General features: G+C 46.9%; 17 protein-coding genes. 13 read left to right on the top strand and 4 right to left on the bottom strand.

The window, feature by feature from the left end; translation table 11 throughout:
- Window positions 1-27: 27 nt before the first annotated feature.
- Window positions 28-1,209: an RNA-guided endonuclease InsQ/TnpB family protein gene (locus tag QUB16_RS19500; RefSeq protein ID WP_445251141.1), complete on the bottom strand. Its 1,182-nt coding sequence runs from the start codon at window positions 1,207-1,209 to the stop codon at window positions 28-30.
- 178 nt (window positions 1,210-1,387) lie between these two features.
- On the opposite strand from QUB16_RS19500, the gene QUB16_RS19495 reads away from it, so the two are divergent.
- Window positions 1,388-1,870 carry a hypothetical protein gene (locus QUB16_RS19495; protein WP_333318586.1) on the top strand — a complete coding sequence of 161 codons (483 nt, stop codon included), beginning with the start codon at window positions 1,388-1,390 and terminating at the stop codon, window positions 1,868-1,870.
- Between the two features lie 345 nt (window positions 1,871-2,215).
- Here the strand turns inward: QUB16_RS19495 and urtA are convergent, their stop codons facing one another.
- Window positions 2,216-5,122 (bottom strand): urea ABC transporter substrate-binding protein, encoded by a 2,907-nt coding sequence (gene urtA / locus QUB16_RS19490; protein WP_333318584.1) that lies wholly within the window; start codon window positions 5,120-5,122, stop codon window positions 2,216-2,218.
- A gap of 742 nt (window positions 5,123-5,864) precedes the next feature.
- Between urtA and QUB16_RS19485 the strand changes: the two genes are divergently transcribed.
- The 5 genes from QUB16_RS19485 to QUB16_RS19465 all read left to right on the top strand — a co-directional run bounded on the left by QUB16_RS19485 (window position 5,865) and on the right by QUB16_RS19465 (window position 9,288).
- A complete protein-coding gene (locus tag QUB16_RS19485; protein ID WP_333318582.1) occupies window positions 5,865-6,071 on the top strand; it encodes a hypothetical protein in 207 nt (68 codons plus the stop codon).
- Window positions 6,072-6,454: 383 nt separating this feature from the next.
- Entirely contained in the window at window positions 6,455-6,637 is a 183-nt protein-coding gene (locus QUB16_RS19480; protein WP_333204751.1) for a CsbD family protein, read from the top strand.
- A gap of 77 nt (window positions 6,638-6,714) precedes the next feature.
- Window positions 6,715-7,158, top strand: coding sequence for a hypothetical protein (locus QUB16_RS19475; protein WP_333318580.1), 444 nt, complete (start codon window positions 6,715-6,717; stop codon window positions 7,156-7,158).
- Between the two features lie 115 nt (window positions 7,159-7,273).
- On the top strand, window positions 7,274-7,786 hold the full coding sequence (locus tag QUB16_RS19470) for a hypothetical protein (protein ID WP_333219786.1): 513 nt from the start codon (window positions 7,274-7,276) through the stop codon (window positions 7,784-7,786).
- A gap of 719 nt (window positions 7,787-8,505) precedes the next feature.
- Window positions 8,506-9,288 carry a DsbA family protein gene (locus QUB16_RS19465; RefSeq protein WP_333318578.1) on the top strand — a complete coding sequence of 261 codons (783 nt, stop codon included), beginning with the start codon at window positions 8,506-8,508 and terminating at the stop codon, window positions 9,286-9,288.
- Between the two features lie 96 nt (window positions 9,289-9,384).
- Here the strand turns inward: QUB16_RS19465 and rpe are convergent, their stop codons facing one another.
- Entirely contained in the window at window positions 9,385-10,086 is a 702-nt protein-coding gene (rpe, locus tag QUB16_RS19460; RefSeq protein WP_333318576.1) for a ribulose-phosphate 3-epimerase, read from the bottom strand.
- Between rpe and QUB16_RS19455 the strand changes: the two genes are divergently transcribed.
- The 4 genes from QUB16_RS19455 to QUB16_RS19440 all read left to right on the top strand — a co-directional run bounded on the left by QUB16_RS19455 (window position 10,085) and on the right by QUB16_RS19440 (window position 12,873).
- Window positions 10,085-10,207 (top strand): hypothetical protein, encoded by a 123-nt coding sequence (locus QUB16_RS19455; RefSeq protein ID WP_333318575.1) that lies wholly within the window; start codon window positions 10,085-10,087, stop codon window positions 10,205-10,207. The two genes, rpe and QUB16_RS19455, sit on opposite strands and share 2 nt — an antisense overlap.
- Window positions 10,208-10,329: 122 nt before the next feature.
- A complete protein-coding gene (locus tag QUB16_RS19450; RefSeq protein WP_333063371.1) occupies window positions 10,330-10,704 on the top strand; it encodes a hypothetical protein in 375 nt (124 codons plus the stop codon).
- Between the two features lie 104 nt (window positions 10,705-10,808).
- The gene (locus tag QUB16_RS19445) at window positions 10,809-12,224 is read left to right on the top strand and encodes an LCP family protein (protein WP_333318573.1); all 1,416 of its coding nucleotides are present in this window, start codon (window positions 10,809-10,811) and stop codon (window positions 12,222-12,224) included.
- Window positions 12,225-12,444: 220 nt separating this feature from the next.
- A complete protein-coding gene (locus QUB16_RS19440; RefSeq protein ID WP_333318571.1) occupies window positions 12,445-12,873 on the top strand; it encodes a DUF202 domain-containing protein in 429 nt (142 codons plus the stop codon).
- A 42-nt stretch (window positions 12,874-12,915) separates the two neighbouring features.
- Here the strand turns inward: QUB16_RS19440 and QUB16_RS19435 are convergent, their stop codons facing one another.
- On the bottom strand, window positions 12,916-13,830 hold the full coding sequence (locus QUB16_RS19435; protein WP_333318569.1) for an alpha/beta fold hydrolase: 915 nt from the start codon (window positions 13,828-13,830) through the stop codon (window positions 12,916-12,918).
- Window positions 13,831-14,061: 231 nt separating this feature from the next.
- Between QUB16_RS19435 and speB the strand changes: the two genes are divergently transcribed.
- The 3 genes from speB (at window position 14,062) to modA (ending at window position 16,635) form a co-directional block, all read left to right on the top strand.
- The gene (gene speB / locus QUB16_RS19430) at window positions 14,062-14,991 is read left to right on the top strand and encodes an agmatinase (RefSeq protein WP_333318567.1); all 930 of its coding nucleotides are present in this window, start codon (window positions 14,062-14,064) and stop codon (window positions 14,989-14,991) included.
- 133 nt (window positions 14,992-15,124) lie between these two features.
- A complete protein-coding gene (locus QUB16_RS19425) occupies window positions 15,125-15,682 on the top strand; it encodes a thioredoxin family protein (RefSeq protein WP_333318566.1) in 558 nt (185 codons plus the stop codon).
- 134 nt (window positions 15,683-15,816) lie between these two features.
- Window positions 15,817-16,635: a molybdate ABC transporter substrate-binding protein gene (gene modA / locus QUB16_RS19420; RefSeq protein WP_333318564.1), complete on the top strand. Its 819-nt coding sequence runs from the start codon at window positions 15,817-15,819 to the stop codon at window positions 16,633-16,635.
- The last annotated feature ends 71 nt before the right edge of the window (window positions 16,636-16,706 follow it).

Below are 16,706 nucleotides of genomic sequence, written 5' to 3'. Positions count from 1 at the left end.
AGGCGAGGGGATTCTTTGTTCACAGACTCAACTTGCTTGCGACTGGATTTCTCCAGCCAAAGTAGAGGTCGAATCTCCCAAAGCGTTCGGGTCTTTGACCCAAGTTCCGGTATGCCCTACCGTACTCAAGGCTAATTTCAGAATGTTAATCGCGGCGTTCCAATCCCTATCCATAACAAATCCACATTCACAAACGTGGGTTCTTACGGATAGGGATTTTTTGACGATTGCACCGCAGTTAGAACATTTTTGCGAAGTATAAGCAGGATTGACAGCAACCGTTACCCTGCCAAACTTTACGCCAAAATATTCCAACCACTTCCTGAATTGATACCAACCAGCATCGTTAATCGATTTAGCCAGACAGTGATTCTTTGCAAGATTCTTAACCCTCAAATCTTCGTAGGCGACCAAATCGTTAGATTGGATTACGCAACGCGCTAGTCTCTTAGCGTGTTCTTCACGTTGCCTGCTTATTTTGAGGTGTACTCGCCCTAATCGATTAATTGCTTTCTTTCGGTTGGCAGAGCCTTTCTTTGTGCGAGAAACACGTCGCTGTCGAAACTTCAACCGTTTCTCGCTTGTTCGGTAAAACTTGGGATTTGGTTCAGTATGACCGTCGGAGTCTGTATAAAACTCTTTCAAGCCCACGTCCAATCCAACTGTTTTACCTGCTGGCGTTGTATCTACATTGTGATCAGCACTGATTGCCAACTGAACGTAGTAGCCGTCAGCACGACATATTAAGCGAACTCGCTTGATCTGATCGATTTGGTAGAAGTTAAGATCCCACGTCCCTTTTAGTTTGAGCTTGCCAATTCCCTTTTTGTCAGTGAATGTGATTTGCTTCCGAGTTTCTGAAAGTTTCCAACCGCTGACTTTGTACTCAACAGACCGACTGTTTTTCTTGAAAGTCGGATAGCATTTCTTTCCGGGAACGGCTTTCTTGCAGTTGTCGTAGAACCGAGCAATCGCAGAATAAGCCCTTTCCACAGAAGCTTGGCAAGCACTAGAATTCAAATCTTTGACAAAGGCAAACTCTTCTCTGAGCGCAGTGCTGTGCCGATACAAGTCTTTTTGCCCTACTCCTCGGTTGTCTATCCAAAATCGGATGCACTTGTTCCGAACGAATTGAGCAGTTTTGATTGCCTCGTCTATTGCTGCGTACTGATTTGGTTTGCCTTTAGCCTTGAATTCTAAAACGAACATCTTACGTGAGAACTCGCTACGTTAAAAGTCTAACACAAAGCCGTCCTATAAGGACGGGGCTTTAAACCCAAGTTTTTGGTAATATTATTTTAATCATCGGCCCAAATAGAAAGCAGAAAGCCCACAAAAGCAGTTGTCCGAACCCAGCAATCAACAGTAATAAGCGAGGAAAAGAATTATGGATACGAGGAGCACAGGTACAGGCAAAGGCAAAGCACTCGCCCGCCGCGGCAAAGGCAGTTCCAAAAGCCAACCGACAGAACCCACGGATGCCAAAGCAACAGGAATCCAACTTTATCGGCCGCAACTCATGCATGACAACCGCCCCGTCGGCCCAGACGATTTTACCATCAGCGAGACCGTCTCGATGTCGGGGAACCGCCCGATCGGCATTAGCACCCTGCACCTCAGCGAAACCTACGGCATTGTAGGCAATCGCCCGGTGGAATCCAGCGATTTTGAAGTGGTTGCTACACTCGGCAATCGCCCGATCGGCTCTAGCGCCATGCAAGTCAGCGAAATGTTCAGTATGTCCGGTGCTCGCCCTATTGCCATCAGCACTCTTCACATTGATGAAGTTTACTCCACAATGGGAGGAAACCGCCCTATTGCCTCAAACGAAATTGACGATAGCTCGACATTAATGGGCTTCTTAGATTAATTAGTCAGTTGTTAGTTGTTAGTTGACTGTTGTCAGTTGACCGTTGTCAGTTGACTGTTGACTGTTGTTATTTCTTATTTGTTACCTGCTACTAATAAGCAATAACCATAGCACTTCTGGGTTTAATGAGGTACGTCTGGTAATTGGTAATTGAGAAGGATGTATAGCGGTTTTCTCTTGAAGTGAAATGCTAATCTGTAGGGTGCGTCGCCCTCAGATGAGAAATGAAACTTGCAGATTTTTCCGGGCGACGCACCTTACCCTTATCAATAGCAGATATAACAATTTGTGGCGTCCAGAACTGTAATAATTACAGTCAACAGTCAACAGCAAACAGTCAACTAACTACTTCCCCAGACTCTGATATTTACTCAATAAAGCAGCAAAGCGCTTGTAATCCACAGGCTTCCTCAAATACTCCGCCGCTCCCAATTCCAAACCCTGATTTTTGTCGTCCAAAAAAGTTATCATAATCACTGGAATATCAACCAAATCTGGATCGGCTTTCAATGCCGACAGCACCGCCCAGCCGTCCATACTTGGCATCATCACGTCCAGAAGAATCGCGTCCGGCAGCAGCTCCTTAGCCAACAGCAGCCCCCCTTGACCGCTAGCCGACGATCGCACCCGAAATCCCTGTTTCGACAAGCAGCGAGTCATCAAATCCCGCGCATCTGGATCGTCATCAATCACTAGGACAGTAGCAGCATCGGGCAGATCCAGCGGTTGCGATCGCACTTCTGGTGGCTTCGCTTCTAACTCCTCGGAATACTCTGTCTGAATTTCTGGGATTTCTCGATCTTCCTGCACTTCTTTCGGGCTTGCAACCGCAATCGGCAACCGGATCGTAAAACTAGAACCGCAATCAAACTCGCTCTCAACCGTAATGTCTCCGCCCATCATCTGGCAAAACTTCCGGCTAATTGTCAGCCCCAAACCCGTGCCGCCGTATTTGCGGGTAGTAGAATCGTCCGCTTGAGCGAAAGCTCCGAACAGCCTCGACACCTGATCCTCAGTCATGCCGATGCCGGTATCGGTTACTTGAAACACGATCGAAGGCTGTTGACAGCGAGAAGGATCTGCCGAGAGTTCTTTGGAATTGCCGCGCGGCAAAACCTCCCCTTCTTCCTTACAAACATTAATCGTAATTTTGCCTCGATCGGTAAACTTAGCAGCATTGCTCACCAAATTTAACAGCGCTTGCCGCAGCTTCGACGAATCGGAGTAGATCGTGCCAATATTGCGATCGCAATTGACGATCAAAGTATTGCCATTTTTCCCTAGCGTCGGTTGAACAGTAGTGACAACCTGCTCGATCAAATCCAACACCTCAAAAGTCTCCAAGAAAAGAGTCATCTTTCCTGCTTCAATTTTAGAAATATCCAGGATGTCACTAATAATGTTGAGCAACTGCTTGCCTGCCATATTAATGCTTGCCAAATCCATCACAAACTCTTCTTCGCCAAGTTCCAGAGCCTCTTCTTGTAGCAGCTCGCTGTAGCCGATAATCGCATTCAAGGGCGTCCGCAACTCGTGAGTCATATTTGCCAAAAAAGTGCTTTTCGCCCGGTTGGCAGCTTCGGCAGCATTCTTCGCGACTTCCAATTCCTCCGATCGTTCCTCTAGCTGCCGCTGCCGCACTTCCAAACCGTTGAGCAAACTGCTAATTTGCTGAGCCATTGTATTGAGAGTAGAAGATAGCACCCCGATCGCGTCATTAGAAACCACAGGCGATCGAGCCGTCAAATCACCGCTTGCCATCTGTTCGGCAGTTTGCCGCAGCAAGCCGAGATTCCGAATAATTGCCGACACAGACACAAAAGCCACTATCCCCGCGATCGAACTCAAAACCAAAGCCCCCAGCAGCCAGTGCTGAGTGCGGCTCGCCACAAAGAGAGTTTGCTGCACCAGCACCCCCATTGCTGTCTCAGAAACCCCCGCCCCCGGAGCTGAGGCAGCTTTTATTGCCAGCAAATAGTTCTTCATATCCACAGAACCCATCCACCCGACTCCCACCGCCATCCAAGTTATCAGTACCAAGATGACAAACAGCCCGCTCAAAGAAGCCCGAGTTCCCAAAGAAATCTGCCTCGGAGCAAATGCCGCCGCCCAAGGATAGGCTTTGAGAAAAGGATCTGGCGCAACCGGTGCGCCGGAATTCCAAATCTCCTCAATTTGACCGTCCAACCTCACCTTACCAATCCGCACTGTTTTCCAGGTATGCTGAGTTTGGGCATCTATTTTTACCTTGCCCGAAGGCGCTGCAAACTCAATATTTTTAGCAGCCGCCCTGACTTTAACCACATTTGTGGAACCAGCTTTTTCTACTGCTTGCTTCCACAGGTAAACGCCCAAATAAGCCGCTTCGATCGGGTCATCCGTGACTCGATTTTCCCCGTATCGGGCTTTATAAGCCTTGACAAATTTACGATTTTCTGATGTATCCACCGTTTGAAAATAGTTCCAAACCACCAAGTGTCCCGCAATATTGGACGGCCCGATCGCCCGCACTTCCTCTTCTGCTACGCTGACCGACATCACCGGCAAATCATCGGGTTTCACGCCAACTTCCCGCAACTTTTGGAAAAAAGCCACATTGCTATCGCCGTTGAGAGTGTTGAGAATAGCATCGGGTTTCACTGCTAAGATATGTGCGATCGCCTCGCCCACTTCCCTCGAACCCAGCGGCAGATAAACTTCCCCCGCCAACTCTCCCCCCAGTGCCGCCAGTTGAGCTTTCACAATCAGATTTGCCGTGCGGGGAAAGATATAATCCGAACCCAACAGGAAAATTTTCCGCTTCCCCTGTGCCAGCAAGTAATTCACCCCAGGCACAATCTGTTGGTTCGGGGCAGCACCAGTGTAGAAAATATTCTGACACTGTTCTAGCCCTTCATACTGAACCGGATAGAACAGCAACCCGCTGCCGTGCTCGAAAGCCGGCTGTACAGCTTTGCGGCTCGCCGAAGTCCAACAGCCAAATACCACCGCCACCTGCGCTTCTAGGAGCAATTGCTTAGCTTTTTGAGCAAAAGTCTGCAAATCGCTGGCTCCATCTTCTATAACCGCTTCCAAGGGGCGTCCGAGCACCCCTCCCGCCGCATTAATTTCCTCAACAGCCAACAGCGTCGCATCTTTAACTGAAATTTCGCTGATGGACATCGTGCCCGTCAGCGAATGCAACACGCCTATTTTGATCGGCTCACGAGTCGGGCCGGCTGCTTCGAGGGGGTTACTGCTCCTTGCTCCCATAGGGTTTTAGATATTTTTTTTTACTAATAACAGAAATTTTAGTTCGATCCTGCTGGAGGTTAGCCTTGACGCTCACTCTTGTTTAGCAGATTATTTAACCCGATCGGCACCAAACTTGCCAATTGCGGCCCCCTGTTGATTTTAACCGTCAAACTGCTCTACATCTGACTTAAGTCTGCATTAAATCTGTCGCCTATTTCTCTCTTCATCTTTTACCGATGTCCAAAGAGCCTCATCCAACAACATTCGACACTTAATGCCATCGCGCGCGCCGCAGAAAAATTGTCCCCCCCTCCTCCCCAAGGCTGTTTCATTCTCTTGTAGGGGCAATCCCCCCGTGGCTGCCCCAATCCCCTCGTGAAGAGCCCCAATCCCACCAAATCCCTAACAAATCGTGGATGGATCGGGTCGGCATTCAGCGCACGACAAGAGTCAAAAGGCTGGTTTTCCTAACAATGAAACAGCCCTGCCCTCATACCTCTCCCCTACTCATTCACGGCCCGCGCCTTGCGACTCACCAAGCAATCTCACGCACTATTCCCCTTCCCCTATCTCCTTTCGGGCTCATGGAACTTTCCGTAATTTATCTTAACTATAAAACTCAAAACTCAAAACTCTTCACCAGCCCCTATCTCCCTTCAGACAGAGGGAAGCCTTCATGATTTCCCTTATTATAAATATAAGGTTAACTTGTAACTAGCCTGGTTAAAAATAAATTTTGCAAACAATAGGGTCAAGACAAATGAATATTGAAGAAAATGCGACCCACACTGGCAGCGAAAATCAAGTAACGCTACCAAAATCAAAGGAAACATTGCTCGGCGAGGAAACAGAAAAAGCCCTCGGTCAGCAAAAACAAGAAAATGCTCAAACTATGCGCGCTGTCGAACAGTTGAAAGAAGAACTTCAGCACAAAATAGATGAAGAATGTCATCACAAGGTAAATTAAAACTAATAGGTTTTTTTTCTGGTGTGGGTAAGATGGGGTCTTGCCCACACCCGCCTTTTTAAGACCGAATTAAATAAAATTTTAAAAGTATAAATTCTTTTGGGTTTAAAAAAATAGTCTTGGACGCACGGGCGACCATCCAGCAGTTTTTTACAAAAATACTTGATTGCAGCCAGCAGAAACGGTAAAAAAACAATAATTAAGTATGAAAGTCGCAGTTAGTTCAAGACTGCAAATAACTGTTCCCTATGCCATATTCCATATTCCATATTCCATTTGTTATTTATTCTTTCTTCCTAGAGGTAGAGTGCAACGCAGCCCCTAGTTACCTATGATGAGTTTATTAAGTAAAAAATGTCTGAGATACAGATAGGGAGAAACCCATGAGCACTAAAGATAGAGCAAATGCAACTGGCGACAACATCGCAGGCAAAGCTCAAGAAGCCCTAGGTAATGTTACTGGCGACCCGAAGGATAAAGCAGAAGGCAAAGCCAAGCAGGCAAAAGCTGAAGCGGGTCACGCGATCGAAGATGTAAAAGATGAGCTCAAAAAGAAACTAGACTAAGCCTAATACTAATTGAGAGGGTCGAGCAACCTGACCCTTTCAAGTATTCAAGTTGTTTTCAGAAGGGAGGAAAAAAGGTGAGTTTATTGCAGCAGAGTCGCAAAATGATTGCGGGCTTACTCTTGGTTTTAATGCTGGCAGTTACTACTGCGTGCGCGCCCAGCGTTTCAGCCCAAAAACCGACTGATGTACCTGTAGCAATTGGTGGCAGTCAGGGTTATTACGCCCAGCTAGAACGTGGCAATACCGCCGCAGGTCAAGATTTTGGTCAATGGGTAACAAAGACGGCTCAGGGCTTGGTTCAGGATGCTTACGTCCGCGACAATAACAAATTGGGAGTTGTAATTACCCCGCAAGTCCGCCCGACTGAAGTGAAAGATTTGGCGAAATCTTTAGCACAAGGTTTTCACCGGAATTTCCCAAATCAGGATGTAAGTGTTTTGGTTTACGCTCCTGACAAAAAACTGATTTTGACTGCTAAGTACGACCAGCAATCAAATCAGATTGAATACAAATCTTGACCGGTTAGCAAGCTTAAATGATAGCCGCGTGGCGGTTTAATATTCCGCAGTTTTTTGAAGGCGAAACAATCTCAATTTAAGACTGAAATGTTGTGTAGATTGGAAGAGAGTTACCATGAGTAGCAGCGATAATTACAAGAGTCAAATCATGAAAGATTTGGCCCAGGGCGATCGAGAAATGATGCCGGAGACAACTGGTGAAGATTACGAAAATTTTGACGATTTTGCTCAGAGAACTTCGCCGGCTCAGCGCAAACAATTATTTGGGCGTTCGCTGAATCACGACTCGCTCCCGCCGGCTCAGTTGGAACCAGAATTGCAAAAGGCGATCGCCCAAATTAAGCCAAACGAACGCGACGATGTAGCGCGGGAATTCTTCAAGCATTTGGGCAAGAGAGGATTGGACGATCGCCAATTGGAAAAGCAGCTAGGACTTTCTACCCACCACGCCAGCCGCATGAATGCTGACGATGTTACCAAGCTGGCCTCCTTCACCTATCACAATCACCCGGATATTTTCCAAGAAGTGCTGGCAGAACAGCCGAGTTTGATGAAGTTTTTGGGAAATCCAGTTGTTGCTGGTATTTTGGGAATAGTTGCCGCTAAATGGCTCAACAACCGCAAATAATCGAGCAAACACTTTCACTCTTGACTGCCAATCTTTTTGATTGCAATTAGATCAATTCCGGTGGTGTCGGAATGATATAGAAGACACGGCAGTGCCGTTTCCCTACCGCGATTAATTGTAGGGAGACGGCACTGCCGTGTCCTGATTTCGGGTAAGATTAATTCCGATGCCACCGGAATTGATATTACTAATTATTCGTCACATATAAAAATAGCTGCACAGCAGTCAACAGCGGCACACCTGACACTCGGCAAAATTAAATGTAGGATTAAGTGTTGCCTTGATACTCCCCAGGGCTGAAGCCACGAGGATTCTTGACGTATTCCACAAAGGGACTCTCAAAGGCGTCATCAAATCACCTCTAGACGCTCAAAACAACTACCAGTACAAAAGGTATTGCAATTGCGCTTACTTTTAAATTGTATTTGCTTGCTTTCGGAGTCCATCACTTTCGCCAGATAGGTACGCTTCACACTCTGCCGTTACTTGTCAGTTATACAGGCTTACTACGATCGTAGTGGTGGCTCACTGTGCCGGGATTTCTCCGATACTAGAGTGTTTCAACACGTAGATGATTGTTCTTACTTACAATTTAATTCTAACACAACCTTTCAATTAGTTATGTAAAATATTGAAGGCGGTTGAAACCGCTGGCGACTTCCTCCCCAGGTCTAAAGCCCGGGGCTTCCGTCTCGTTATTTGGTGAATGATCGAAAAAGATGAACATATCTACTATTTGGCGAAGAATCCGCAGCCAGCAAGCCTTCTGCTTGGCTGCACTCCTGGCAGGTTGCCTCCTATTTATCGGTTGTTCCCCCGCCCAGTCAGCGGCTGGCAATTCAGTCGATCCCAAGTTAAAAGAGCAAGTTTTGCAGATTATCCGCGAAAACCCGCAAGCAATTTTAGATTCGGTACAAGCGTACCAGCAACAGCAGCAGCAGTCTCTCAAAGCAGCGCAGCAATCATTTTTGCAGGAGATGAAAACTAATCCCAAATCTTCGATCGGGGATTCTCCCAGCACGGGTTCAGCTTCGCAGCAGATTGTACTTTTAGAATTCTCTGACTTTCAATGTCCGTTTTGCGCGCGCGCTCACGATACCGTCAAGCAGTTTATGGCAAAACACCAGGACAAAGTTACTTTAGCTTACAAGCATTTACCCTTGACTTCTATTCACCCTCAAGCGCTGCCAGCAGCTAAAGCAGCTTGGGCTGCCCAACAGCAGGGCAAATTCTGGGAATATTACAGGGCTTTGTTTGAAGGGCAGAAAGAGTTAGGCGAGCCATTGTACGCATCGATCGCCCAAAAGCTCAATCTAAAATTAGATAAATTTAACACCGATCGCAACAGCCCCGCCGCCGAAGCCGCCATTGAGAAAGACGTGCAACTCGCTCAACAACTGGGCATTCAAGGCACTCCCTTCTTTATTATGAACGGTCAAACTTTCTCCGGGGCGGTCGAGCTTTCTGAGATGGAAAGCATTCTCGCCTCTGTCTCGAAATAAGTAATTCCTGAGTCTTGGAAACCGAGTCTAAAAATGCGTTCCCAGCCTGCTTTGGCTGGGAACGAGAAAAACCCGAAAAACTCGAAAAATCTTTGATTAAACAGCAGCCAACTCAGGAGTCGGGCGCTTGCTGTGGCGGATACCCTCGATCGCCCCTGCGTAATCATTCGCCTTAAACACAGCAGAACCAGCGACGATCGCATTTGCGCCCGCTTCCAAAACCTGCCAAGTATTGTTCCCCTTCAAACCGCCATCTACCTCAATCCAAGGATCGAGGCCCTTGTCGTCGCACATTTTACGCAACTGGCGAATTTTCGGCAAAACAGCCGGGATAAAACTTTGACCGCCAAAGCCGGGATTGACGCTCATAATCAGCACCAAATCGCAAAGTTCCAGCACGTACTCGATCAACTCCAGCGGCGTCGAAGGATTCAGAACCACACCAGCTTGCTTGCCCAATTCCCGAATTTGGCCGAGGGTGCGGTGCAAGTGAGGCGAAGCATTGTGTTCCGCGTGAACCGAAATAATGTCAGCACCAGCCTTAGCGAAGTCCTCCACGTACTTCTCCGGCTCCACAATCATTAAGTGGACATCGATCACCTTGGTAGTAACAGGGCGAATTGCCTCAACAATCAGCGGCCCGATAGTAATATTAGGAACAAAGCGACCGTCCATCACATCTACGTGAATCCAGTCAGCCCCAGCTCGATCGACAGCCTGAATCTCTTCTCCAAGACGGCTAAAATCGGCTGATAATATGGATGGAGCAATAACGATGGGTTTTTGGGATTGGGTCATGGCTAAGTCTGTTCTCCTGACTGCTGTGCTGTATCCAGTTTATCAAAATACGGGTCTCCGGGTCGAAAAGTTGCCAACGATCGATCGCGAGATCCCCAGCACCGAAAAATTTTGCCTGTGATAGACAAGTTTTGCGATCGCACCAGCCCTGCTATCCGAATTTTGGTTTAGGATATAAATTTTCCCTCTAACAAATAACTTGTGTGCAAAATCCGACCTTCTGCAAATTTTGAGTAGCTAATTATGAAAAAAACCGATCCCTTAGAAAATCCTGAACTCGATCGTGCCAGTCTGTTTGTATTAATGATCCCAGTCATCGGCTTTTTCCCCGCCCTGTGGACTCTTTACCGCCGTCAGGGTAGTCCCGAACGCAAAGCCATCAGCCGCTTGGCAATTGCCCTTGCTTTTAGTTGGCTCTTAGGACATATTCTTTTAGAAGCTGGAGCGATTTCTGCGGAATCTCCGACACTTCCCATGTTATTAATGAGTAGCCTGCTAACAACCAGCTATTTCATCGTTGCTCTGGGACTGATGGTTCGCCTCTGGAAGCGTCAACCGCTATGGTTGCCCGGAATTAGTCGGGTAGCCGAGCAAGTAGTGGGCAAACATTTATCATAATTTAGGGTTCTTTTAAGCCCCTACCCTATTGATTGAGTGCGTCTTCAGCTTGATACTACATATTGCCATTATCTTTTTTATTTTTGTTGTGTGTGAGGAAGCCAGTGCCAGCTCAAAAAATTCCTAATCAAGACCCTATCCAACAATCAACTGCTCAACCTGCAACCAAAAAAGCTTCCCAGCCCCATCGAGGCCGCTGGCTGGGTTTTGGTTTTGGTTTGGCTGGAGTAGCCATGCTCTCAGCCACAGCCGGAGCATTGCTAGCCGTCTCCCTTTCCACAACGCCGCTTCAGCAACAAAAGTTGAGCCCTGAAGAAGCGGCAGTATTTTCTCAAGGCGACATGGCAAAGCTCAACATGAAGATGCCAGAGCTGACTCGCCCAGTTAATATTTTAGTTTTAGGACTTAAAGTTCTGACCTCTGACATCGAAGGAAGTGTCAACAAAGATGTCGGACACGAGGTTTGGGAAAACTCATTTAAGGGCTTAACCGATACCATGCTGTTGGTTAGGTTTGACCCTCAAAATAAAAAGTTAAGCGTGCTTTCCATTCCGCGAGACACCCGCACCTATGTTGAAGGTAGAGGGGAGGTGAAAATAAACGAAGCTAATTACCACGGGGGCCCGGCTTCGGCAGCGAAGTCAGTCAGCGGACTCCTGGGCGGTGTGGGAATTGACCGCTATGTCACAGTTAATATTCATGGCATAAAAAGTTTGGTCGATGCCCTGGGTGGCATTACTATTAATGTCCCTAAAGACATGAAGTATACCGATCACAGTCAGCATTTATATATAGATTTAAAGGCTGGCAAGCAGAAACTAAACGGCGAACAAATCGTGCAATATTTGCTTTACCGGCACGACGATTTGGGTGACATCGGGCGGGTGCAGCGCCAACAATTGTTGATGCGGGCTTTTGTGGAACAGGAAGTAAATGTAGGTTTGCTGTCTCGACTACCGAAGATTTTATCGGTGATTCAGTCTCACCTTGACACGAATTTGAGTATAGAAGAATTGGTGGCTTTGGCTGGTTTTGCTACTCAAACCGATCGCGCTGGCGTGCAGATGTTGATGGTTCCCGGCAAATTTAGCGATTCTAAGGACTACAAGGCAAGTTTTTGGTTGCCAGACCAATATGCCATCGAAACTATGGTGGCGGAACATTTTGACTTCGGCCAAAATACTTGGACAATTGAGAATGCTGATTCGACTTTTCTGAAAGTGGCGATTCAAGATAGTACCGGCGATCCATCGGCTGTTGAAGCTTTTGTCAATAATTTGACTCAAGCGGGTTATCGGAATGTTCAGGTTTATAAAGCTTGGCCCGAACCGCTGGAGGTAACTACTCTAGTAGCTCAACAAGGCGATCTTAAAGGTGCTCAAGCGATTCGCCAGTTTTTGGGTTTTGGAGATGTGCTGGTTGAGAGTACCGGTTCTTTGCAGTCCGACGTGACAATTAGATTGGGTAAGGATTGGTTGGAGCAAAAGGCTCAGTCCGGCAGTGCGGCTAAGTCTTTTTAAACTGGATTTTAACTAGGGTATTTGTAGGGACACAGCAATGCTGTGTCCTCTTCTTTTCTGTTGGTAGAGATGGAGGCGATCGCTTTTTTGTCGATTTACTGATACTATATTTTTGAGTGATGATGAATCACGATCGCAATACCGATACTTCCCTCCGCAACCTGAACTGAAACAATAATCAACGAGGGAAAGCTTAAAATATTTTATAAAGGTAGGGTTGATGAACAACGGTCCTAAAATAGACCGACAGCGGGAACATCAAGCAAATGAACGCACGTTTCTTGCATGGTTGCGAACTTCACTGGCTTTAATTGGTTTTGGGTTTGCAATCAGTCGGTTCAGTTTATTTCTCCGTCAATTTCAAGCTACAGTGACTCAGCAAGAAGTTTCCTCCCCTCCCTTCTTCAACTCAGAAACTTTAGGGCTGAGTCTGGTAGTTTTTGGCATTGCGGTGATTGCCTTAGCAGCATGGCGTTATAATCGAGTTTTCTGGCAAATTGAGCGAGGTGATTATCGCCCAAATCGTGTGCTAGTTTGGATTCTAACTGGAGTTGTAATGATTTTAGGAACGTTAAGCATTCCGTTGTTGCTATGGCGCGATCGCGGAAATATAGCTCCCACTTCAACTCCTAAAAACTCTCAATTCTAAGTTAACCCGCTCGCTTAGCTAAAGTGCCTATTTTTTTGTTGATTAAAGGGGCCGATTTTCGGCAAATCTCGATCGCTCTTTAATCCAATCGAGTAAAATAGGATTGACCAATTCCGGCGCTTCATCCTGGGGACAATGACCTACGCCTTCCAAAGGAATAAACTTTTCAACAGCCGGAAACTTTGCCAATTCTCGCCCCAATGCGATCGGCTCCCAAGGGTCATCTGTCCCCCACAAAATCAAAGCCGGACAGCTTAAACGAGGCAACAAATCCTCCGGTAGCGGGCCTTGAGAATAACTGATAAATGCTACAAATACTTCCACTGCGCCGCTGTCTTTAGCAGGTTCCAGCAGCATATTTACCAGTTCGTCGCTAACAGCTTCAGGACGGCGATATGCTTGCAAAAGCACTTTTTTTACTGTTTTCGGCGTTGCTAATTGTTTAAAAAATAATTGACTTATCCACTTGACATTTAAAACTTTTTGTGCAATTGGCGCTCCAAAACTGCGATACCAAGGCAATTCGGCGCGTTTGCGATCGTGCAGCAAGCGCAGGGAACAATTGAGTAAAATTACGCCCTCAGCAATATCGGGAAAATCCACTGCTGCTTGCATAATTGCCACACAGCCGATCGAATTTCCCACCAAAAAAGCCGGCCCGCCCGCAACTTCCCGACAAAAATCAGCAATTAGCTGTCCCCAAGTTTCAAAAGTATAGTCAATTTCAAGCTTGGGCGCGGGTTTAGCAGAAGCGCCAAAACCGATGAGGTCGATCGCATAACACCGACAATCAGCAGCCAGCGCCGGCAAATTCTTGCGCCAGTGGCCCCAAGACGCACCGAAACCGTGAACAAACACCACCGCAGGCCCCTGGGAACCTGCAGCCTGGTAGCAAATCGGAAAGCCTTTCCACAGCCAAGTTTGAGGCCGGGCAGCAGTTAACGTAGAAGAAGTCATATAGGTAAAAAAGTGAAAATTTAAGAGTTGGAAGGACTTCCGTCATTACTACAAACCGTATCGCAATTCGAGGCAACCACGGAGACATAAATCGCAAACCTTCATTCCCTCCTCCCTCTGCGCCCTCTGCGCCCTCTGCGGTTAAATCCTCTTCCTTCTTCTTTGCAGTTAGAGCCGCTATTATGCCACCATTAAAAGTGCTGAATTTTTTGCCTTATTGAAATTTCCCCTATGCCAACGATCGCCCCAACTTCCGTCGTGCCGTTTCTCGGTTCCGAAATTGTACCCGACTACGACACTGCTAAAGTAGTTATCTTACCAATTCCTTACGAAGCTACCACCACTTACCGCCGGGGGTGCGAAAACGGGCCCGCTAAACTTCTAGAAGCTTCTCATCAACTCGAGTGCTACGACGAAGAATTGGATTCCGAAGTTTGCTACGATGTCGGAATTTATACACAAGAGCCGATCGCCGATACTCGCAACAGTCAACGGGTTTCATCCTCAGAAATGCTGCAAGTCACCCAAGCAGCAGTCTACCAGCTAGTTACCGAAAATAAATTTGTGATCTCCCTCGGAGGCGAACACAGCATCACTGCCGGCGTTGTCGAAGGTTATCGCCAAGCATACCCGGATGAACCTTTCACAGTCGTGCAAATCGATGCCCACGGCGACTTGCGGCACGAGTACGAAGGATCGATTCACAACCACGCCTGCGTGATGCGACGTGTTGTAGATATGGGCTTACCGACACTGCAAATCGGGATTCGCGCTATCTGCAAGGAAGAAGCAGACTTGATTAAAGCAAAACAGCTAAACGTGATTCGAGCCAGAGAAATCGCTACTCAACCGGATTGGGCAGATCGGGCAATTGCCAGCATAACAACTAAGCGAGTATTTTTGACGATCGACTTAGACGGCATCGATCCGACTTTAATTCCAGGGGTGGGAACACCCGAACCGGGCGGGTTAAATTGGTATTCCCTCACCGCATTTTTGCGCCGCATCTTCGAGTCCTACGAAGTAATCGGGTGTGACATTATGGAATTAGCACCTATTGTAGATTCTGTAGTCTCAGAATTTACCGCCGCCAAATTAGCATACAAACTTATTGGATACCAAGCTCTGGCTCAAGGTTGGCTAAAGCCAGACGAGGGATAAATCGCGAAGCACGAATCACAATAGGCTGTTGGCAAGGCTAGAATTAAGCTAAAGCTAAACAACAGCCAATTTTATTCGTGCTGATTGTTTCATCTTTCATGCTGGCAAATACTGCTCTTCACCTCCTGAAAACATGAGTTTACTAATGGATACAACGGGTACTCCCATTAACGGCTACGCTCCCGATTTTGAACTGCCGGGAGTTGACGACGAAGTTCACCATTTAGCTCGATATTTAGAAAAATTTCGGGCGATCGCGGTGATATTTATGTGCAATCATTGCCCTTACGTGCAGTTGTATCTCAATCGTATGAAAGAACTTCAAGCAGATTTTCAAGCTCGAGATGTTACTTTAATCGGGATTAATGCTAATGATGCAAACCAGTATCCCGACGACAGTTTTGAGAATATGAAAATTTTTGCCGCCAACAATCAACTCAACTTCCCGTACATCCGGGATGTTGCTCAAGATGTGGCTGAAAGTTTTGGGGCTTCTAAAACGCCGGAGGTTTTTTTGTTAGACCAAGACGGCAAACTGCGCTATAAAGGTTTAATTGACGACAACGGTGACGATCCGGCGGCGGTGCAGGTTTCTTATCTGCGAAGTGCGATCGACCAATTGCTCAACAGTCAACCCGTTGAGCCTTCAACTACAGAGGCGATAGGCTGTTCCGTCAAATGGCGATCGTAGTCATTAGTCAGCAGTCATCAGTCATTAGAAGATGATAATCCTGGACAAACAGAATCTACTTGTAAGGTGTGCACGGCGCACCTTACTACTACAGATAGTGTAGATCGCCCTAGGGCAAATTATAATACAGCCTTGTGGAAAGAAAACGCATTTTCAACTCGATCGTCGCAGCCGCTGTAGCGCTGACACTGCTGATTGCTTGGAACTTGTTTAAAAGCGTTTCCCCAACAACAACACAGAAGCAAACGTCCTTAACCCTATCCGCTGCTATCAGCCTCTCGAAAGCTTTAGGGGAAATCAAAACTGTTTATCAAAGCAGTAATCCGAATTTTACTATTACTTATAATTTTGGTGCTTCCGGCGCCCTCGCACAGCAAATTCAGCAGGGAGCACCGGTAGATGTATTTTTCAGCGCCGCCACCAACCCAATGGATGCTTTGCAGCAATCTAACCTACTAATTAACGACACGCGCCGCAATTTGCTGACAAATCGCCTAGTTTTGATTACTCCCAAAAACGGTGTTGCTTTGACGGATTTCAAACAGTTGGCAGATGCCAGAATCAAGAAAATTGCGATCGGCGAACCCAAGAGCGTACCTGTCGGACAATACGCTCAGGAAATGCTAAATAAACTTGGATTGTGGGGGCAAATACAGCCAAAATTAGTGCTAGGAAATAACGTCCGCCAAGTGCTGACATTCGTCGAAAGCGGTAACGTTGATGCTGGTATAGTTTATGCAACTGACGCCACAGCCTCAGACAAAGTAACTGTGCGGCTAACGGCTGCCGAAAATTTGCATTCGCCCATTGTTTATCCGCTGGCAGTTATCAGAAACAGCCGCAATCCGGCTGCTGCGAAAGCGTTTGTTGACTTTTTGGCGGGCGATCGGGCTAAAATAGTATTTCAGAAATACGGATTTGGGATGGCTCACCAATTAGTCTCATACAACTGAGATGTTGCACCATTCTCAATTACTTGTTTAGCAACAGGCTTTTCGGCCTGTTCCACAAGAAAATTCACTCT

Source organism: Microcoleus sp. D3_18a_C4, assembly GCF_036702415.1.
GTDB lineage: Bacteria > Cyanobacteriota > Cyanobacteriia > Cyanobacteriales > Microcoleaceae > Microcoleus.
The sequence above is the reverse complement of the archived record's forward strand: the minus strand, read 5'-3'. Positions and strand labels throughout refer to the sequence as shown.